Origin of the sequence: Arthrobacter sp. 131MFCol6.1, assembly GCF_000374925.1 — a bacterium.
In the GTDB taxonomy this organism is placed as follows: domain Bacteria; phylum Actinomycetota; class Actinomycetes; order Actinomycetales; family Micrococcaceae; genus Arthrobacter.
The window spans coordinates 154177-168998 of record NZ_KB895543.1; the positions used below are offsets into that span (position 1 = coordinate 154177).

Below are 14822 nucleotides of genomic sequence, written 5' to 3' on the forward strand. Positions count from 1 at the left end.
CGGAGCCGCTATTCACGGCCCTGGGACACCCAGTTGGGGTCTGCGGAGCGGGAGCCGACGACGGCGTCCGCAGCGGCGTCGAGCTTCTTCAGTTGCGCGGCGGTGAAGTCGAGGGCCAGGGCGCCCAGGTTTTCGTCGATCCGGTCCGCCTTGCGCGTGCCGGGAATGGGGACCACGGGCAGTCCCAGCTTGCGGCCCTGCGCGAGCAGCCAGGCCAGCGCCACCTGGGCGGGAGTTGCAGCCTGCCCGGCGACTCTCAGTTCCGCAGCGACCGCCTGCACGGCCGCCACCACACCCTGGTTGGCGCTGGCAGCGTCCGCGGCGAAACGCGGGATGTTGCGGCGGAAGTCGTTGCTGCCCAGCGTCGAGGCGTCCACGGTGCCGGTGAGGAATCCCCGGCCCAGCGGCGAATACGGCACAAAGCCCACCCCGAGTTCGGCGGCGGCGGGCACCACGTTGCGTTCCACATCGCGGCTCCAGATGGACCATTCGCTCTGGACCGCGGCGATCGGGTGGATGCGGCTGGCTTCGCGCAGCTCCTCGGCCGTCACCTCTGACAGGCCCAGATGCCGCACCTTGCCGGCCTGTACCAGCCCCGCCATGGCCTCCACGGTTTCCACTATCGGAACGCGGAGGTCACGGCGGTGCAGGTAGTACAGGTCAATGGTGTCGGTGCCCAGCCGTTGCAGGCTGCGGTCCACCGCCTGCCGCACGTAGGCTGCGTCGCCGCGGATGTCCGTGTAGCCGGCCGACGGTGTGCCCACGAGGCCGAACTTGGTGGCCAGCTGGACTTCGCCGCGGCGTTCCCTGAGCAGCCGCCCAATCAGCTCCTCGTTGCTGCCCCCGCCGTAGATGTCCGCCGTGTCGATGAAGCTGACGCCGGCGTCCACCGCGTGATGCAGGGTCCGCAGGGCTTCGGCCGGGTCCACCTCGCCGTATACAGGGGTCAGGGCCATGCCGCCGAACCCCAGGGGGCTGACCCTGAGGCCGTCGCCGAGCTGGACTGTTGCTGCCGTCATCTGGGTCTCCATTCGCACACTGAGTGGTTTCGTAGGACTTCCGTCCCTGCCAAGAACCCCAGATTGCGCGCGGCTATTCCGGCCCCTGGTATCGGCCGGGCCGACGATTCTCCCCACCTTTGACTGCTGCGCGGCCGGCGCGACGGCGCAGCAGTCAAAGGTAGGGCGACGCCGTCGTACCGCCCTAAACGTGGGGAGTTTCCGCGGGGGAGGCCGGCTGGACGGCGTGCGTTGCCGGTGGATCTGAGTCCGCCGTTGGCGGGAGGAGCTTCAGGCCCGCCGCGCAGCCGACGATTCCGGCGATGAACAGCAGCTTGAGCGGACTGGCAGGTTCGACGCCGGTGGCCATCGCCCAGCCGACCGTCAGGGCGGCGCCGATCCCCACCCAGACGGCGTAGGCGGTGCCGAGCGGAATGCGTTTCACGGCCAGGCCGAGCCCCACCATGCTGAGGGTGGCCGTCACGGCGAACACGAGGGTCGGCAGCGGGCGGGAGAACCCGTCGGACAGGCCCAGTGCTGTGGCCCAAACCGCCTCGAGCACAGCGGAAGCGAGCAGGATGAGCCATGACATTGCTGCTGATTTCATCACGGTCACGCCGCCAGCTTCAGGCCGACGACGCTCGCGGCAATCCCGCCAAGAAGCAGGATCCGTGCCGCGGTCGGGCGCTCAACTTTGGCGGCAATCGCGTAGCCGGACGTCAGGACGACGCCGACCCCCACCCACACGGCGTACGCCGTTCCGGTAGGGATGGACTGCATGGCGACGGCCAGGCCGCCGGTACTGGCGAGGACGGAAACGAGGAAGACGAGGGCCGGGACCAGCCGGCGGCGGCCCCTGGCCTGGGCGGTCCGGTGCAGGGCCGCGGCCCAGACGGCCTCCAGCGCCCCGGAAAGAACGAGTATTAGCCACGACATGACAGCTCCTGTGGCCAGTCTTGTCGCGTGCCGGGTACTGAACCGTCGTCCGGAGGCCCGGAAGAGGGGGCCTTGGCCTCCAATTCTAGCAAATCCGCGTCAGCGCCCGACGGCGTCGCTCCAGAGAATGAACGTGCGCCCCACGGGGTAATGCGCGCACGGCTCGTTCGGTGCCGTAAGGTCGCCGGCGTCGATATCGGACGCCGCCGACACCACGGCCCGGCCGTCGGCATTGGCCAGGGTGGCCCGGCCGCCGATCCGCCGCAGGGCCGCCATGGCTCCGCGTTCCAGGCGCTGAACTGTGACGTCGATGCCCACGATTCCCGCGACCGGGCCGTCCGGGCGGGTGAACACCGGGTGTGTGAAGGTCAGGACGTACTCGTCGGTGCAGAGGAAATCCACGTAGGGCCCGGTGACGTGGGCCCGGCCCGTTTCCACGGGGATCCGGAACCACTCGGCCTTGACGTAGCGGCTGATGGAGTTGGGACTGAAGTTGGCCAGCGCGTCGACGTGTTCCAGGTCCGGGCCCTGCCACCAGGCGATATAGCTGCGCTCGGGGCCGAGCAGCCCGGCGTTGGCGATGAACCCGGCGCCGGCCGCGTAGCCGCCGGGCAGCTGCACCAGTTCCTCGACCACCGGACGGATGAGTTTGTCCACGGCCGTGCCCGTGACTTTGCCGGACAGGGCGGCCAGCGCGGCCCCGGCGTCAGCGGCCCACGCCGTCAGGCGGTGCTCGATGGCAGCGATGGTGGCGTCGAGTTCGGCGGCGGCCAGCCCGGCAGCCTTCTCAACTGGGCCGGGTTCGGCCGGCGCTGCCACGGACGCTGTGGCGGGGCCAGTGGTGGAGGCGGTATCGGACATCGTTGCTGCCTTAGCTCGAAGGTGCCGGACATTTGCGGTCGCGGGTGCGGTCAATAGCTTTTGGCCTGCTCGGTCAGCAGCCAGTCGGTGGTTGCGGAGATGAGGGCCTTGACCCCCGTTTCGGCGGCCCCTGGATCGTGGGCCTCGATGGCGGCTGCCACGTCCCCGAGGATCACGGCGGTGCGCCCGCGGTAGCCGGTGTCGGCGCAGGGCAGCAGCGTGAGGGTGCCGAGATCTGCCTGCAGCCGGATGAGCTCCCGGGCGAGCCGGGCGGAGCGGGCAATGGCCGCGACTTCCAGCAGGAACTCTGAGAGGGCAAGGCGCCAGCTGAGGGAGTCGTCGTCCGCTGCGGGGATGAACGAACGCAACGTGGCGACGTCTGCGGCGTCGGAACGGCGTGCCGCCACGCCCGCGCAGGCCGCGGCGATCGCCTGGTAATGCAGCGCGAGGTCCCTGATCTGCAGCCGGCTCAGCTCATGCAGTTGCGCCAGGGCCCGTTCCCGGGAGGGCAGCACGTCGTCGGCGATGAAGCTTCCGCCGCTGCGGCCGCGCGCGGTCCGGATAATTCCCGAGGCGCGCAGCTGGGAAAGGGCCTCCCGCGCGGTTACCGCGGACACTCCGAGGGCTGCGGCCAGCTCGGTTTCGTTCGGCAGGCGCTGGCCGCTGGTCAGCAGTCCCGTCTCCACCGCCTGTTCGATCCGGGCGCACACTTCATCCACAAGCCCGCGTGATTTGATCGGCGTGAACACGGCCGCGAGGCTGCGGGAGGCGCCCTTGGGCGTCAACAGCATCAGGGCCTCCCTTCCCTCCGGTGGTACCCGCCCTGGCCGCGCATCCCTGCAGCTTCCGCGGCGCCGCCCCGCGTCGCCCAGGGCTGATGACATCCTAATCCGGGCTTTGCCGGAGGGTCTATACACAAAACCTATGGAGTAATAGCATTTGGGCCAGCAGCCGAGTGTGGACTGGATCACATTCCGCTGCGTGGCTCTCCTGTGGACGATCCGGCAACGGAGTAAGGCGCACCCCATGACCGAAACACTGGCCGCCGGCACCTCGACCGGAAGCGAAGCGGTTCCGGCGATCCGCCTGCGCAAGCTCACCAAGGTCTTCGGGGACACTGTCGCGGTAAATGGCGTGGACCTGGACATCCGCCACGGGGAATTCTTCTCCATGCTTGGCCCGTCCGGCTCCGGCAAGACCACGGTCCTGCGCCTCATCGCCGGCTTCGAGCTGCCGACGTCCGGAAGTATCGAACTCGAGGGCAAGGACGTCACGGCCATGGCGCCGTTCCAGCGGGACGTCAACACCGTGTTTCAGGACTACGCGCTGTTCCCGCACATGTCCCTCGTGGACAACGTCGCCTACGGGCTGCGGGTGCGCGGCATGCCCGGGAAACAGCGGCGGGAGCGGGCCCGGGAGGCCTTGGACCGCGTCCAGCTCGGGAAGTTCCTCGGTCGCAAACCCGCCCAGCTCTCCGGCGGCCAGCGGCAGCGGGTTGCCTTGGCCCGGGCGCTCGTGGTCGAGCCCAAGGTCCTCCTGCTGGACGAGCCGCTCGGTGCCCTGGACCTCAAGCTCCGGCAGCAGATGCAGGTCGAGCTCAAGGAGCTGCAGCGCTCGCTGGGTATCACCTTCATCTTCGTCACCCACGACCAGGAGGAGGCCCTGACCATGAGCGACAGGATCGGCGTGTTCAACAACGGCGGCATCGAACAGATCGGTACCGCGCACGAAATCTACGAGCGCCCCGGAGGCATCTTCGTGGCCAACTTCGTCGGCACCTCCAACATTTTCGACGCCGGCCAGGCCCAGGCGATCTATGGCCGGCCAGATCCCCTGTGCATCCGTCCCGAGCGGCTGCGCGTCGCCTGGACCGGCGAGCCGGAGCGCCGTTCCGGCACCACCTCCCGGCCCGGGACGGTGACGTCGTTCGTCTACGTCGGGCACGCCACCCAGGTGCGGGTGCAGCTCGACGGCGGACCCGCCGTCGTCGCGCTCGTTCCGGAAAAGCTGCCCGGCAGCGACGCCGATCTGGTGAACGGGCCCGTCACGGTCAGCTGGGACGACGACGCCGTCGTTTGGCTTCCGGCACCCGGCACCTGACGCCGGGCCAGGCCGGGCGGGGTTCCCGTCCGTGCCGCGGCGCAGCGTCCCCAGTCCAAAGTTTTTCTCCACAGCGAAAGGTACGGATCATGGCACCAAGAACAAAGGCCTCCCTCGTAGTCGGGGTGGTTGCGGCCGCAGCCCTCGCGCTGTCGGCCTGCGGAACCAGCGGCGGATCGGGTTCACAGTCGGCGCAGCCGGTCAAGACCGAGATCGGCACCGGTGAAGGCCAGGTGTCCATCCTCGGATGGCCCGGCTACGTCGAGGACGGCAGCAACGACCCGGCCGTCGACTGGGTGCACCCGTTCGAACAAGAGACCCAGTGCAAGGTCAGCTTCAAGCCGTTCGGCACCTCGGACGAGGCCGTGACACTCATGCGCACCGGACAGTACGACGTTATCTCGGCCTCGGGGGACGCGTCGCTGCGCCTGATCGCCGGCCAGGACGTGCAACCGGTCAACATGAGCCTGCTGAAGAACTACCCGGACATCTACCCGTTCCTGAAGGACAAAGCCTGGAACACCGTCAACGGCGTCAACTACGGAATGCCCCACGGCTGGGGCGCCAACCTGCTGATGTACTCCACCGACAAGGTCACCCCGGCGCCCGCCTCGTGGAGCGCGGTGTTTGACGACGCCGCCAAGCACACCGGCAAGGTCACGGCCTACGATTCGCCCATCTACATCGCCGATGCCGCCATGTACCTCATGGCCCATAAGCCGGACCTGGGCATCAAGAACCCCTATGCCCTCGACAAGGACCAGCTGGCCGCGGCCGTCGACCTGCTCAAGCAGCAGCGCGCGCACATCGGCGAGTACTGGAGCGACGTCGTCAAGGAAGTCCAGGCCTTTACGTCCGGGAGCACCGTGGTCGGCACCACCTGGCAGGTGGGGGCCAACATCGCGACGACCGACGGCGCCAAGGTCGCGACCCTCGTCCCTGAAGAGGGTGCCACCGGCTGGTCGGACACCTGGATGATCGGCGCCAAGACCAAGAACCCGAACTGCGCCTACAAGTGGCTCGATTACATCGCCAGCCCCAATGCCAACGCCCAGGTGGCGGAGTACTTTGGTGAATCCCCGGCCAACGCGAAGTCCTGCGAGCTGACCAAGGATCCCAAGCACTGCGAGACGTACCACTCAGGCGATGCGGCCTACGCCGACAAGATCTGGTTCTGGACCACGCCGGTGGCCGAGTGCCTCGACGGCCGCAAGGACGTCAAGTGCACCGACTATTCGGAATGGACCAAGGCCTGGACGGAAATCAAGGGCTGATTCCGGCTCCGCCGCACCAAAACCGCAAGCACAAGCCGGCCCCGGCGGCCGGCAGAGACTAAGGCGAGATGGCACTTCAAACGCAACAGCTGCCGCCCGGCCCGCCCCGTGATGCCGGGGCTGTGCCCCGGGCGAAAACCAACGCCTTCTCGGCGTTGCTGCACCGCTCGCCCCGGCTGAGGCTGGCAGCGCTGCTCACCGCCCCGGCGGGCTGGCTGGTGCTTGTCTACATCGCCGCCCTGGCGGCACTGCTCATCACCGCGTTCTGGACCGTGGATACCTTCACCGGGGAGGTATCCACGGTCTGGACCACGGAAAACATTGTCACGGTCCTGACCGATCCGGTGTATCAGCGGATCACTTTGCGGACATTGTGGATCGCCGTGGCGGTCACCGTGATTGACATGATCCTGGCCCTGCCCATGGCGTTCTTCATCGCCAAGGTTGCTCCCGCCCGCTGGGAGAAACTGCTCGTGGTGGCCGTGCTGATGCCGCTGTGGGCAAGCTACCTGGTTAAGGCCTACGCCTGGCGGAATGTCCTGTCCGAGGGTGGCCTGCTGGAGTGGCTGGGGGCCCCGATCGGCCTGTCCTCGCCGGGCTACGGCGAAACCGCCGTCATCCTGACCCTGTCCTACATCTGGCTGCCGTACATGATCCTGCCGATCTACGCAGGCTTTGACCGGGTGCCCGACTCCCTGCTGGAGGCCTCCGGGGACCTGGGTGCGAAGCCGCTGACCACCATGCGTCTTGTCATGCTTCCGCTGCTGGTCCCCTCCATCATCGCGGGCACGATCTTCACGTTCTCCCTGTCCCTGGGCGACTACATCACTGCGCAGATCGTCGGCGGGACCACCCAGATGCTGGGCACCGTGATTTACGCCAACGTCGGAGCGGCCAACAACCTGCCGTTCGCCGCCGCGGTATCGCTGGTGCCGATCGCCATCATCATGTTCTACCTCTTCGTCGTCCGCCGCACCGGCGCCCTGAACAACCTGTAGTGCGAGGAGCATCATGAGACTTTCCCGCAGCGCCAAGGTGGTCCTGGGCATCATCACGGCGCTGGTGCTGCTCTTCATCTACACGCCGCTGCTGCTGGTGGTGGTGAACTCGTTCAACGCGGACCGGACTTTCGGCTGGCCGCCGAAGGGCTTCACGCTGGACTGGTGGGTCAAGGCCTTTGACTCGCCCGGCGTTCGGGAGGCCGTCGTGTCCTCCCTGTGGGTGGCAGTCGTATCGACCATCATCTCGTTGGTGCTGGGGACGCTCCTGGCGATCTCATTGCAACGCTATGAGTTCTTCGGCCGCGACGTCATCAATCTCCTGGTCATCTTGCCCATAGCGTTGCCCGGGGTTGTCACGGGCATCGCCCTGAACAATATGTTCACCACCATCCTGGGCGTCCCGCTGAGCCTGTGGACGGTGGTGATCGCCCACGCCACCTTCTGCATGGTGACAGTGTTCAATAACGCCATTGCACGCCTCCGCCGCACCAGCGCCGGCCTTGAGGAAGCCTCTGCCGACCTCGGCGCCGGTGTCTTCACCACTTTCGGCCTGGTGACGTTCCCCCAGTTGCGCTCGGCCCTGCTGGCCGGCGGCCTGCTGGCCTTCGCGCTGAGCTTCGACGAGATCATCGTCACCACGTTCACGATCGGGGCCGGGGAGACCACGCTGCCGATCTGGATCCTGCAGAACCTCTTCCGTCCGAACCAGGCACCTGTAGTCAATGTCGTGGCGGTCGTGCTGATCGTGGTCTCGATCGTACCTATCTGGCTCGCGCAGCGATTGTCCGGGGACTCGGTGCGTGTCAGCGGCGCCCGCGTGAAGGCGGACGGGCGCTAAACGGTGCCGGGTTCCGCAGGGTCGATCGAGATGACAGCCAGGAATCCGCGGCCCACGATTTCCGGCGTCTCGGTATCAGAGCCGACGACGGCGTCATAACGGTTCAGCTCGACGCGCTCCGGCTCCGGGGCGACGGCGGCCGTCGGCTCGGTGGGAGGGCCGCCGGCAGTCCCGGGGCTGACGGTCCCCTGCCCCTGCAGGAGGATGCCGAATTGGCCTGCGAACACCGGATGGGCGCGCTTCTTGGACAGCTCGATGATGGAGGTGTAGCCCTTGAAGGCGCCGTTGCGGGTGATGACGTTCAGGTCCCGGATGTCGCCGGTGGGCAGTGCCCCCGCCGAGTCCGCGTCGCCGGAGAACCGGAACGGCCGGTACTTCTCCAGCGGGTGCTCGGCCCCGTCAACGCTCAGGAGCAGCAAGTCGCCGTCAATCACGGTCAGTACGCGGTCCATCCCGGCGTAGGCGGAGAAGGGGCCGGCTTTGGAGACTTCGGCTATGCTGACGCGCCAGTCCCAGGCGTTGTCCTGCGCAGTATCTTGCGGGGCGGTCTGCAGGGCGGTTTCCACGGACCGGGTCCGTGGGTGGCGCGCCACTTCGCGGGTCACCCCGCCGCCGTTGCGCCAGGGGTGGGCTTTGAGCTCGGCGTAGCGGATGATCTCCATGGCCTCAGCCTATCGGCCCGTTTCCGGAACGCCGGGCTTCCCGGGCCCCGGCCGGGCGGCGCACGTTCTTGCCGGCGCCGACCGGACTGTGCACGCTCGTGCCGGCGCCGACGCAAAGTCGGCGGCGGAGGCCCGGCCTTGCTAACGTCGGAGGCAGGAAGCACGCAGAAGGAGCCCGAATGTTTGTCAAAGTGTGCGGCCTGAGCACCCCGGATGCGGTCCGCATCGCGGCCGGCGCCGGCGCGGACGCCGTCGGCTTCGTCCTGACCCGCAGCCCCCGGGAGGTCACGCCGGAACAGGTCAGGAACCTCCTCGACCACGTCCCGAGCGGGTTGCCCGCGGTGGGAGTGTTCCGGCACGAACCGGCCGGCGACGCCGTCGCCGTCGCCCGTGAGGCGGGCCTGGTCTGGGTCCAGCTGCACGGCGACCGCTCACCCGCCGACGTCCGGACAGTGCACGACGCCGGGATGAAGCTGATCAGGGCCGTCACCATGGCCGCCGCCGCGGAAGCCTTCGAAAACTGGGGCGAGGAGCTGCTCCTGATTGACGCCGCTGTGCCAGGCTCCGGCGAGGCCTGGGACTACGGTTCGGTCCGGGCCAAAGCTCTTGCCGGGCGCAAGTGGCTGCTCGCCGGCGGTCTGGATCCCGCCAACGTTGCCCGGGCAGCGGCGGAGGCCGGGGCGTGGGGTGTCGATGTGTCCTCCGGCGTCGAGTCGGCGCGCGGCATCAAGGACTTGGCCAAGATCGGGAATTTCGTGCGGGCGGCCAAGGCGCCTCAATGAGGCTGGGCCGCCCGCGGGCCATCAGAGGGAGCTACGAGCGTTTGATGACGACGTCATCGATGTATTCGTCACCCTTTTGCCGGTTGTGCTCGGCCCCGAGCTGAACTTTGCTCAGGCTGGTACCGAGCATCTTGACGCTCGTGCTGCTGTATCGCTCCACGCCGTTGAACCATACCTTGATTGTTGACGAGCTGCCGTTGGCGGTCACCCGCATGGACACGTGGTGCCAAACATTCAGGGGGATGTTGCCGGCGACCAGCTTCGTATAGACAAAGGTGCCACTCGGCGAGGTGACACGGAGCCACAACTGCCCGTTGCTGTTGTAGCGGTAGATGTCCGCGACGCGGGTGGAGCCGGAGAAGAAGCGGAAGTACGGGACGTCATTGCCGGAAACGCCGGCAACGGTGATATTGAACCAGCCGTCTGCGTACGAGGTCTTGGTCCCCGAGGGAAACGTCGGGGAGGAGAGGTTGGCCAGCGAGCCGGAATCCGTGGTCACGTGCAGCTTGGTTGAATGCGTGCCGGTATGTGCCCGCGAGCTGGAAATCGTTGCGGTGCCGGTGCCGGACACCTTGGGGATGAGGCCGCAAAAGCCGCCCGCCTCAAAACTGGTGGCGAGCACAACGGTGCCGGGATAGGAGTTGGTCGGTGCCGGGCTGCAGGTTGCGGCGGTGGCGGCCTGGGCCGGACCGAAGACAAGGGAACCGGCTACGAGCATTCCGAGCGTCCCAACCATGCTGAGTGTTCTGAGTTTTCTCATTGAAGATACTTTCCGTGATTGGTTCGACTTATTGATGCCCGCCCGGTGCTGCGGCACCGGGCGGGCGATTTCTGTCATGCCAGCTGCGCCAGATGCACCAATTGCATGACCACCGCGACACCGACTATGGCCAGCAGGGCTGCGGTGGTGATCACCACGGCGCGCGGGAGTGCCTTGTCCGGCTGCAACACGCGGAGCACATCGCAGCTCACGAGGGCCGTCATGGTGGCCAGTCCCGTCAGGAAGATCATCATTTTGCGTGCACCAGAACCCGCTTTGGCCTCTTGAGCTCAAGGCCCAGGAAGACGAGGGTCAGGGCCGACAGCAGGCATACGGCCGCCGGCGGTGACCAGAGACGTGCATAGATCATCGCCGTCGCCACGAGGGTGGACATCGCTAGGCTGAAGGCGATTGCGATGGCGATGCTGAGGGGAAGCGCTCCAGTGGCCTGGGCTGAGCGCGGCGGGTCGAAGCGGAGGAGCAGCACCAGCGCTGTTCCAGGTCCGGCCAGCATCAGCAGGCCTATCACCGCCAGGCGCAGGCCCTCAGGGCCGACAAACGAGAGCGGTATGGCTGCTACGGCGACTGCTGCCGTCGCATAGCTCACGTAGCTGCGTTCAGTTGCCATTACTAACTCCTTCGATGTGAAAAATCACGCCGCCTGCGTTTTCAAAAACCTTCGTCCAGCCAGGACTCGTGGCGCATGTGGCGGTAAAACGTTGAAGGTCGCCGGTGGGAGTCGAACCGCGAAGTTCGGCTGCCTCCTGCTGGCTTTCAGTAACGATGAGGTACGCGCCCGCTTTGTGGGCGATCTGGTTGGCCGCGTCGCAGCTGAGCGGCGCGGCGTTGGGAATGGGCTCGGCAGCAACGAGCGCCCGGTAGTCGTAGTCCGCGTAGTGCTGGTATCTCCACGGGGTGTTGCGAACTGCCTCAATGAGGACTGCACCGGTGGGCGCAGTCGCATAGAGGCGGTTCACTAAGGCGATTTCGTCGTCGTTGAAGCTTTCCATGCCGTCATTTCCGTAACGGGTGACGACAGTGGCTGTAGCTAGTACCGCCCCCATCAGCAGCAGGGCAAGGGCTCGGCGCAGGCTCAGTCCGGCGGCACTGTCTGACATCAGTGGCAGCACCGCCAGGCAGACTGCGAAAGGAAGGCTGAAGAGATACAGGCGCAGGAGCAGTTCACCGCCATAGGGCTGGAGGGGAACGAGGACCAGCGGCGCCAGCGCCGCAGCGGCGGCCGCGAGCCAGGGTGCCTTCCGCCGGTAGCCCACTATGGCGCCGGCAACGGCGAGCACCCAGACCAGTGCGACCTCGGCCATGCGGGTGTAGACCACGAACATGTGGGCGTCGCTGCCTGAGACCCTGGTGCTCAGCGCGCCGAGGCTGTTCGCGCCGATGTCACCGAGCGAGCCGAGCAGCTGGCCGAAATGCCCCTCCACGAACGTGGAAGCCGCAAAGAGCAGCCAGCCGACCGGCAGGACCACGGCCAGGACCGGCAGGAAGCGCAGCCGGAGACGTCCGGTCAGCAGAAGCGCGGCCAGGATGGGGATCACGGCGAAGGGGCTGAGCTGATGTGAAGTCGTCATGGCAAGCAGGATCAGCGCGCAGACGACCACGAGAATCGCGGTGTCGGCCCGCTGCGGTTCCGCGGCGCCATACCGCGGGACCGAGCTGTCGAGTTTGCTGACGTTGCGGGCAAGCCACCGGGAGAACCTGGTGCGCTCCGTGGGCCAGGCCCAACCGCCGAAGACGCTGAGCAGGCAGGCAACCAGTGTGAGCAGGAGGAAGAACGAATAGGCCTGCGGTGACAGGTAGTCCTGTCCAATCCAGCTGGCCAGGTAGAAGATCCAGACAGCCGCCCACGCCTGGCGCGGATTTGCCGTCAACCGCCGGGCCAGGGCCAGCACCGGTGCGAGCAGGAGGATGTTGATCCCCACCGGCGCCCAGGTTGCGATGCCGAAAAGGTCCTTGGCGCCCGTCGCCCCGGAGAGCGTTCCCAGAACGTTGAAGAATCCTGGCCAGTTGAAGTAGGCGTCCAGGGTCGGATCCAGCTGGCCCGATTGGCTGATGGTGTCGGCAATGCCCAGATGCCGGAAGCTGGCCTCGAGCCGGGGCAGGCCATGGATGATGGAGTCAGCGCCATGGAGGAGAACCACTGTGACCAGGAGCTGCCAGGTCAGAAGAGCCGGCACCAGGCGGCGGAGGCTCAGCGAGGCGACAAATCCGGCGAGGCTGAGCGCGAGGGCAACGAAATAGGCAGGCGGGAGGGCGTCGATCAGCCCGGTCCCGCCGATCTGGAAGGGATTGACCTGGTTCATGCTCCACACGCCGAGGGCGAGCGCGGCCGCGGCGGCGGCTGCCAGGGCACCGATGTGCCACGACGGCGTGAGACCGAGGTTGCGGTGGGTGGGCGGCTTGGCACCGCCTAGGTGCGCATGCGCCTCATGCCGGTGGGCGGTGCGCACCGGGAGGCTCGTTGTCGATTCGTGTGTCATCATTTCTCGATTCAGGTCGGCTGGTGGCGCGCCGCTGAAGGAATCTCGCCTGCGGTGGCGGCGGGCTTCATCCGGGTCAGGGTGATCAGACGCCAAGTGGCAATCAGCGAGGCAACCGCTTGGGCAACGGCCCAGAGGACTGAGACGCCGGTGAGGCCATATTGCTGGGCCACGGCCGCGGCGGGTGCCACGACCAGGATGGCGGCCAGGGTGGCGACAATCGTGGATTCGAAAAGCCGCCCTTGGGCCCGGCACAGCCCGTAGTAGACCTGGGTCACGCAACTTAGGAGGAGCGCCGGGACGAGTATGGGAATGAGGATCCACGCGGACGCGTACTGCGGCCCGAGGAAGCCCAGAAGCAGGGGGCCGGCCAGCATCAGTATCAGCCCGGCCACGAGAGTCAGCATGAAGCTGGCCCGGAGCGCGGACGCCACCAGGCCCGGCCGCGCCCGCGTTCCCGCGAGGGCTGTCTGCAGGGTAAACCCGGCCGACTGCGGCACGAAGAACACCGCCGAGGCCATCATCCACACCACGTACCACGCGGCAGTCGACGCCGGGCCCAGAGTAGCTGCAACGATGAGCGGGAGCAGGTAGCCGGGTGCGCGGTCGGCGAGCGTGAGGGCATGGTTGGGAAGCCCCGGCTTCAGGAGATTCAGGGCCGGACGAGGCCGGAAGCCGTGCTTCCAGTCGGGGGACATGTGAGCCCGGGCCAGCTGGCGTAGCCCGACGAGGACGCTGGCCAGCGCGCCGGCGGCAACGGCGCCCACAATCACCGCCAGATCACGGAGTCCGACGGCCAACGCGGCGGCCAGGAAGAGGAGCTGGACGAGGGACTGCGCGAGGCTCCTGACCAGCGTACGGTCGGCCCGTTCCTGGGCTACGCCCACGTGGTCGAGCTGGTAGGCGCTGGCGGCGAGTAATGCCGTGGCCAGGAAAAGAACCATGACCAGGGGTTCCACCCAGGCCTCGCCCACGCCTGTGCCGAGCCAGGACGTGACGGCAACCAACAGGACCGCCCCCAGCAGGGAGAACGTTGCAACGGTAAGCAGACCGGTGGCGATGAGGCGCCGGCCGCCGTCCGATTCCGCGGGCAGGAGCGTCAGCGTGGCGGGCCCGACGCCGAACATCCCCAGCTGCACGGTCAGGAGCGCGGCGGCGACCACCGCAGACCCAAGACCTATTTCCTCCGGCGGAAGCACGAGGGCCGCGAGTGCCCAGAACAGGAAGCCCGTCACCATGGGGGCGATCCTCGCGGCGGCCAGCCAGGCCGCGTTCCCGCCGACCGAGATCGGTTTGTGGGCCGGCCGCAGGAGCTCGCCGGCCATGGCGCGGTAGTTGTAGAGCAGGAAACCCATCCAGTACGGCAGGAAGCGGGGTGCACGGACCAGGGACATGCCGACGCCGCGCACGGTGGCCAGCAGCGGCAGCATCACCAGCCAGCCGGCGCGGCGCGTGTGCTTGCGGACGGTCCGGGCCGTCCCGGCCCCATCCTGAAGCCATTGGTCGCGGGCGTAGTCGAACGTGTCGTCGAACCGGTGCCTGACCACGACGGAGTCGGAGACGCCGAGCCGGTACCCTGCCTGCTCCAGCCGGATCCTAAGCTCCACATCTTCCCCGGAGCGGAAGTCGTCGTCGAACCCGACGTCGAGCAGCACGTCGCGGCGCATCAGCGTGGCGCTGACGCCAAACCACTTGCGCACCCGGCTGTGATTGTGGTGCCAGGCCAGCGCAGCCCCCCAATAGCCGGGGCCGTCGGCTTCGCTGGCCAGCCCGAATTGCAGGCCGTCGTAACCGCCGGCCTCGAATTCGGCCAGCAGCCGGGGCAGGCTCTTCGGCGGAAGGACGACGTCGGCGTCGATCAGGGCGACAACGTCACCGGTGGCGCTCCGGGCGCCGAGCATCCGTGCGGCAGGCAGGCCGCGCCCTTCATCGGAGATGACAGTCGCGCCGCAGTCGCGGGCGATTTCTGCAGTGTCATCCGTCGAGCAGCCATCGACCACGATCATTTCGTACGGGTGTTGGCTGCGGATCGATTCCAGGCACTCGCCCAGCCACGCTGCGGCATTGCGCGCCGGAACAACAACCGACACCTTCAGATCGCTCACGTGGCCT

Annotated in this window: 16 protein-coding genes and 1 riboswitch; of the genes, 5 read left to right on the top strand and 11 right to left on the bottom strand. The window is 67.4% G+C overall.

The features are described from left to right. Positions 1-8: 8 nt before the first annotated feature. The 5 genes from C566_RS0109575 to C566_RS21265 all read right to left on the bottom strand — a co-directional run bounded on the left by C566_RS0109575 (position 9) and on the right by C566_RS21265 (position 3586). Positions 9-1019, bottom strand: coding sequence for an aldo/keto reductase (locus C566_RS0109575; protein ID WP_155846836.1), 1011 nt, complete (start codon positions 1017-1019; stop codon positions 9-11). 184 nt (positions 1020-1203) lie between these two features. Further along, positions 1204-1605: a DMT family transporter gene (locus C566_RS0109580; protein WP_043466620.1), complete on the bottom strand. Its 402-nt coding sequence runs from the start codon at positions 1603-1605 to the stop codon at positions 1204-1206. A 5-nt stretch (positions 1606-1610) separates the two neighbouring features. Beyond that, the gene (locus tag C566_RS0109585; protein ID WP_018774118.1) at positions 1611-1934 is read right to left on the bottom strand and encodes a DMT family transporter; all 324 of its coding nucleotides are present in this window, start codon (positions 1932-1934) and stop codon (positions 1611-1613) included. 9 nt (positions 1935-1943) lie between these two features. Beyond that, positions 1944-2011, bottom strand: a riboswitch (guanidine-III (ykkC-III) riboswitch). A 22-nt stretch (positions 2012-2033) separates the two neighbouring features. Continuing rightward, a complete protein-coding gene (locus C566_RS21260; RefSeq protein ID WP_018774119.1) occupies positions 2034-2795 on the bottom strand; it encodes a cache domain-containing protein in 762 nt (253 codons plus the stop codon). Between the two features lie 50 nt (positions 2796-2845). Continuing rightward, the gene (locus tag C566_RS21265) at positions 2846-3586 is read right to left on the bottom strand and encodes a FadR/GntR family transcriptional regulator (protein ID WP_018774120.1); all 741 of its coding nucleotides are present in this window, start codon (positions 3584-3586) and stop codon (positions 2846-2848) included. A 235-nt stretch (positions 3587-3821) separates the two neighbouring features. Here C566_RS21265 and C566_RS0109600 point away from each other — a divergent pair, with 235 nt between their 5' ends. The 4 genes from C566_RS0109600 (at position 3822) to C566_RS0109615 (ending at position 8008) form a co-directional block, all read left to right on the top strand. Further along, positions 3822-4895, top strand: coding sequence for an ABC transporter ATP-binding protein (locus C566_RS0109600; RefSeq protein WP_018774121.1), 1074 nt, complete (start codon positions 3822-3824; stop codon positions 4893-4895). Between the two features lie 89 nt (positions 4896-4984). Beyond that, entirely contained in the window at positions 4985-6169 is a 1185-nt protein-coding gene (locus tag C566_RS0109605; RefSeq protein ID WP_043466550.1) for an ABC transporter substrate-binding protein, read from the top strand. Positions 6170-6237: 68 nt separating this feature from the next. Continuing rightward, the gene (locus tag C566_RS0109610) at positions 6238-7167 is read left to right on the top strand and encodes an ABC transporter permease (protein ID WP_018774123.1); all 930 of its coding nucleotides are present in this window, start codon (positions 6238-6240) and stop codon (positions 7165-7167) included. Positions 7168-7180: 13 nt separating this feature from the next. Further along, complete coding sequence (locus C566_RS0109615; RefSeq protein WP_018774124.1) at positions 7181-8008, top strand: ABC transporter permease; 828 nt, start codon at positions 7181-7183, stop codon at positions 8006-8008. On the opposite strand, the gene C566_RS0109620 is transcribed toward C566_RS0109615, so the two are convergent. Beyond that, entirely contained in the window at positions 8005-8670 is a 666-nt protein-coding gene (locus C566_RS0109620) for a HutD/Ves family protein (RefSeq protein WP_018774125.1), read from the bottom strand. The genes C566_RS0109615 and C566_RS0109620 overlap by 4 nt on opposite strands. 179 nt (positions 8671-8849) lie before the next feature. Between C566_RS0109620 and C566_RS0109625 the strand changes: the two genes are divergently transcribed. After that, complete coding sequence (locus C566_RS0109625) at positions 8850-9452, top strand: phosphoribosylanthranilate isomerase (RefSeq protein ID WP_018774126.1); 603 nt, start codon at positions 8850-8852, stop codon at positions 9450-9452. A gap of 31 nt (positions 9453-9483) precedes the next feature. Here the strand turns inward: C566_RS0109625 and C566_RS0109630 are convergent, their stop codons facing one another. From C566_RS0109630 to C566_RS0109650, 5 genes are all read right to left on the bottom strand, one after another. Continuing rightward, positions 9484-10212 (bottom strand): LamG-like jellyroll fold domain-containing protein, encoded by a 729-nt coding sequence (locus C566_RS0109630; protein ID WP_026266552.1) that lies wholly within the window; start codon positions 10210-10212, stop codon positions 9484-9486. Between the two features lie 74 nt (positions 10213-10286). Then, on the bottom strand, positions 10287-10466 hold the full coding sequence (locus tag C566_RS21270; protein WP_018774128.1) for a hypothetical protein: 180 nt from the start codon (positions 10464-10466) through the stop codon (positions 10287-10289). After that, complete coding sequence (locus tag C566_RS0109640) at positions 10463-10840, bottom strand: hypothetical protein (RefSeq protein ID WP_018774129.1); 378 nt, start codon at positions 10838-10840, stop codon at positions 10463-10465. Before C566_RS0109640 ends, C566_RS21270 begins: the two co-directional genes overlap by 4 nt. Next, the gene (locus tag C566_RS0109645) at positions 10830-12713 is read right to left on the bottom strand and encodes a hypothetical protein (protein WP_018774130.1); all 1884 of its coding nucleotides are present in this window, start codon (positions 12711-12713) and stop codon (positions 10830-10832) included. The genes C566_RS0109640 and C566_RS0109645 overlap by 11 nt, the downstream gene beginning before the upstream one ends. Positions 12714-12721: 8 nt before the next feature. After that, on the bottom strand, positions 12722-14815 hold the full coding sequence (locus tag C566_RS0109650; protein ID WP_018774131.1) for a glycosyltransferase: 2094 nt from the start codon (positions 14813-14815) through the stop codon (positions 12722-12724). Positions 14816-14822: the final 7 nt, after the last annotated feature.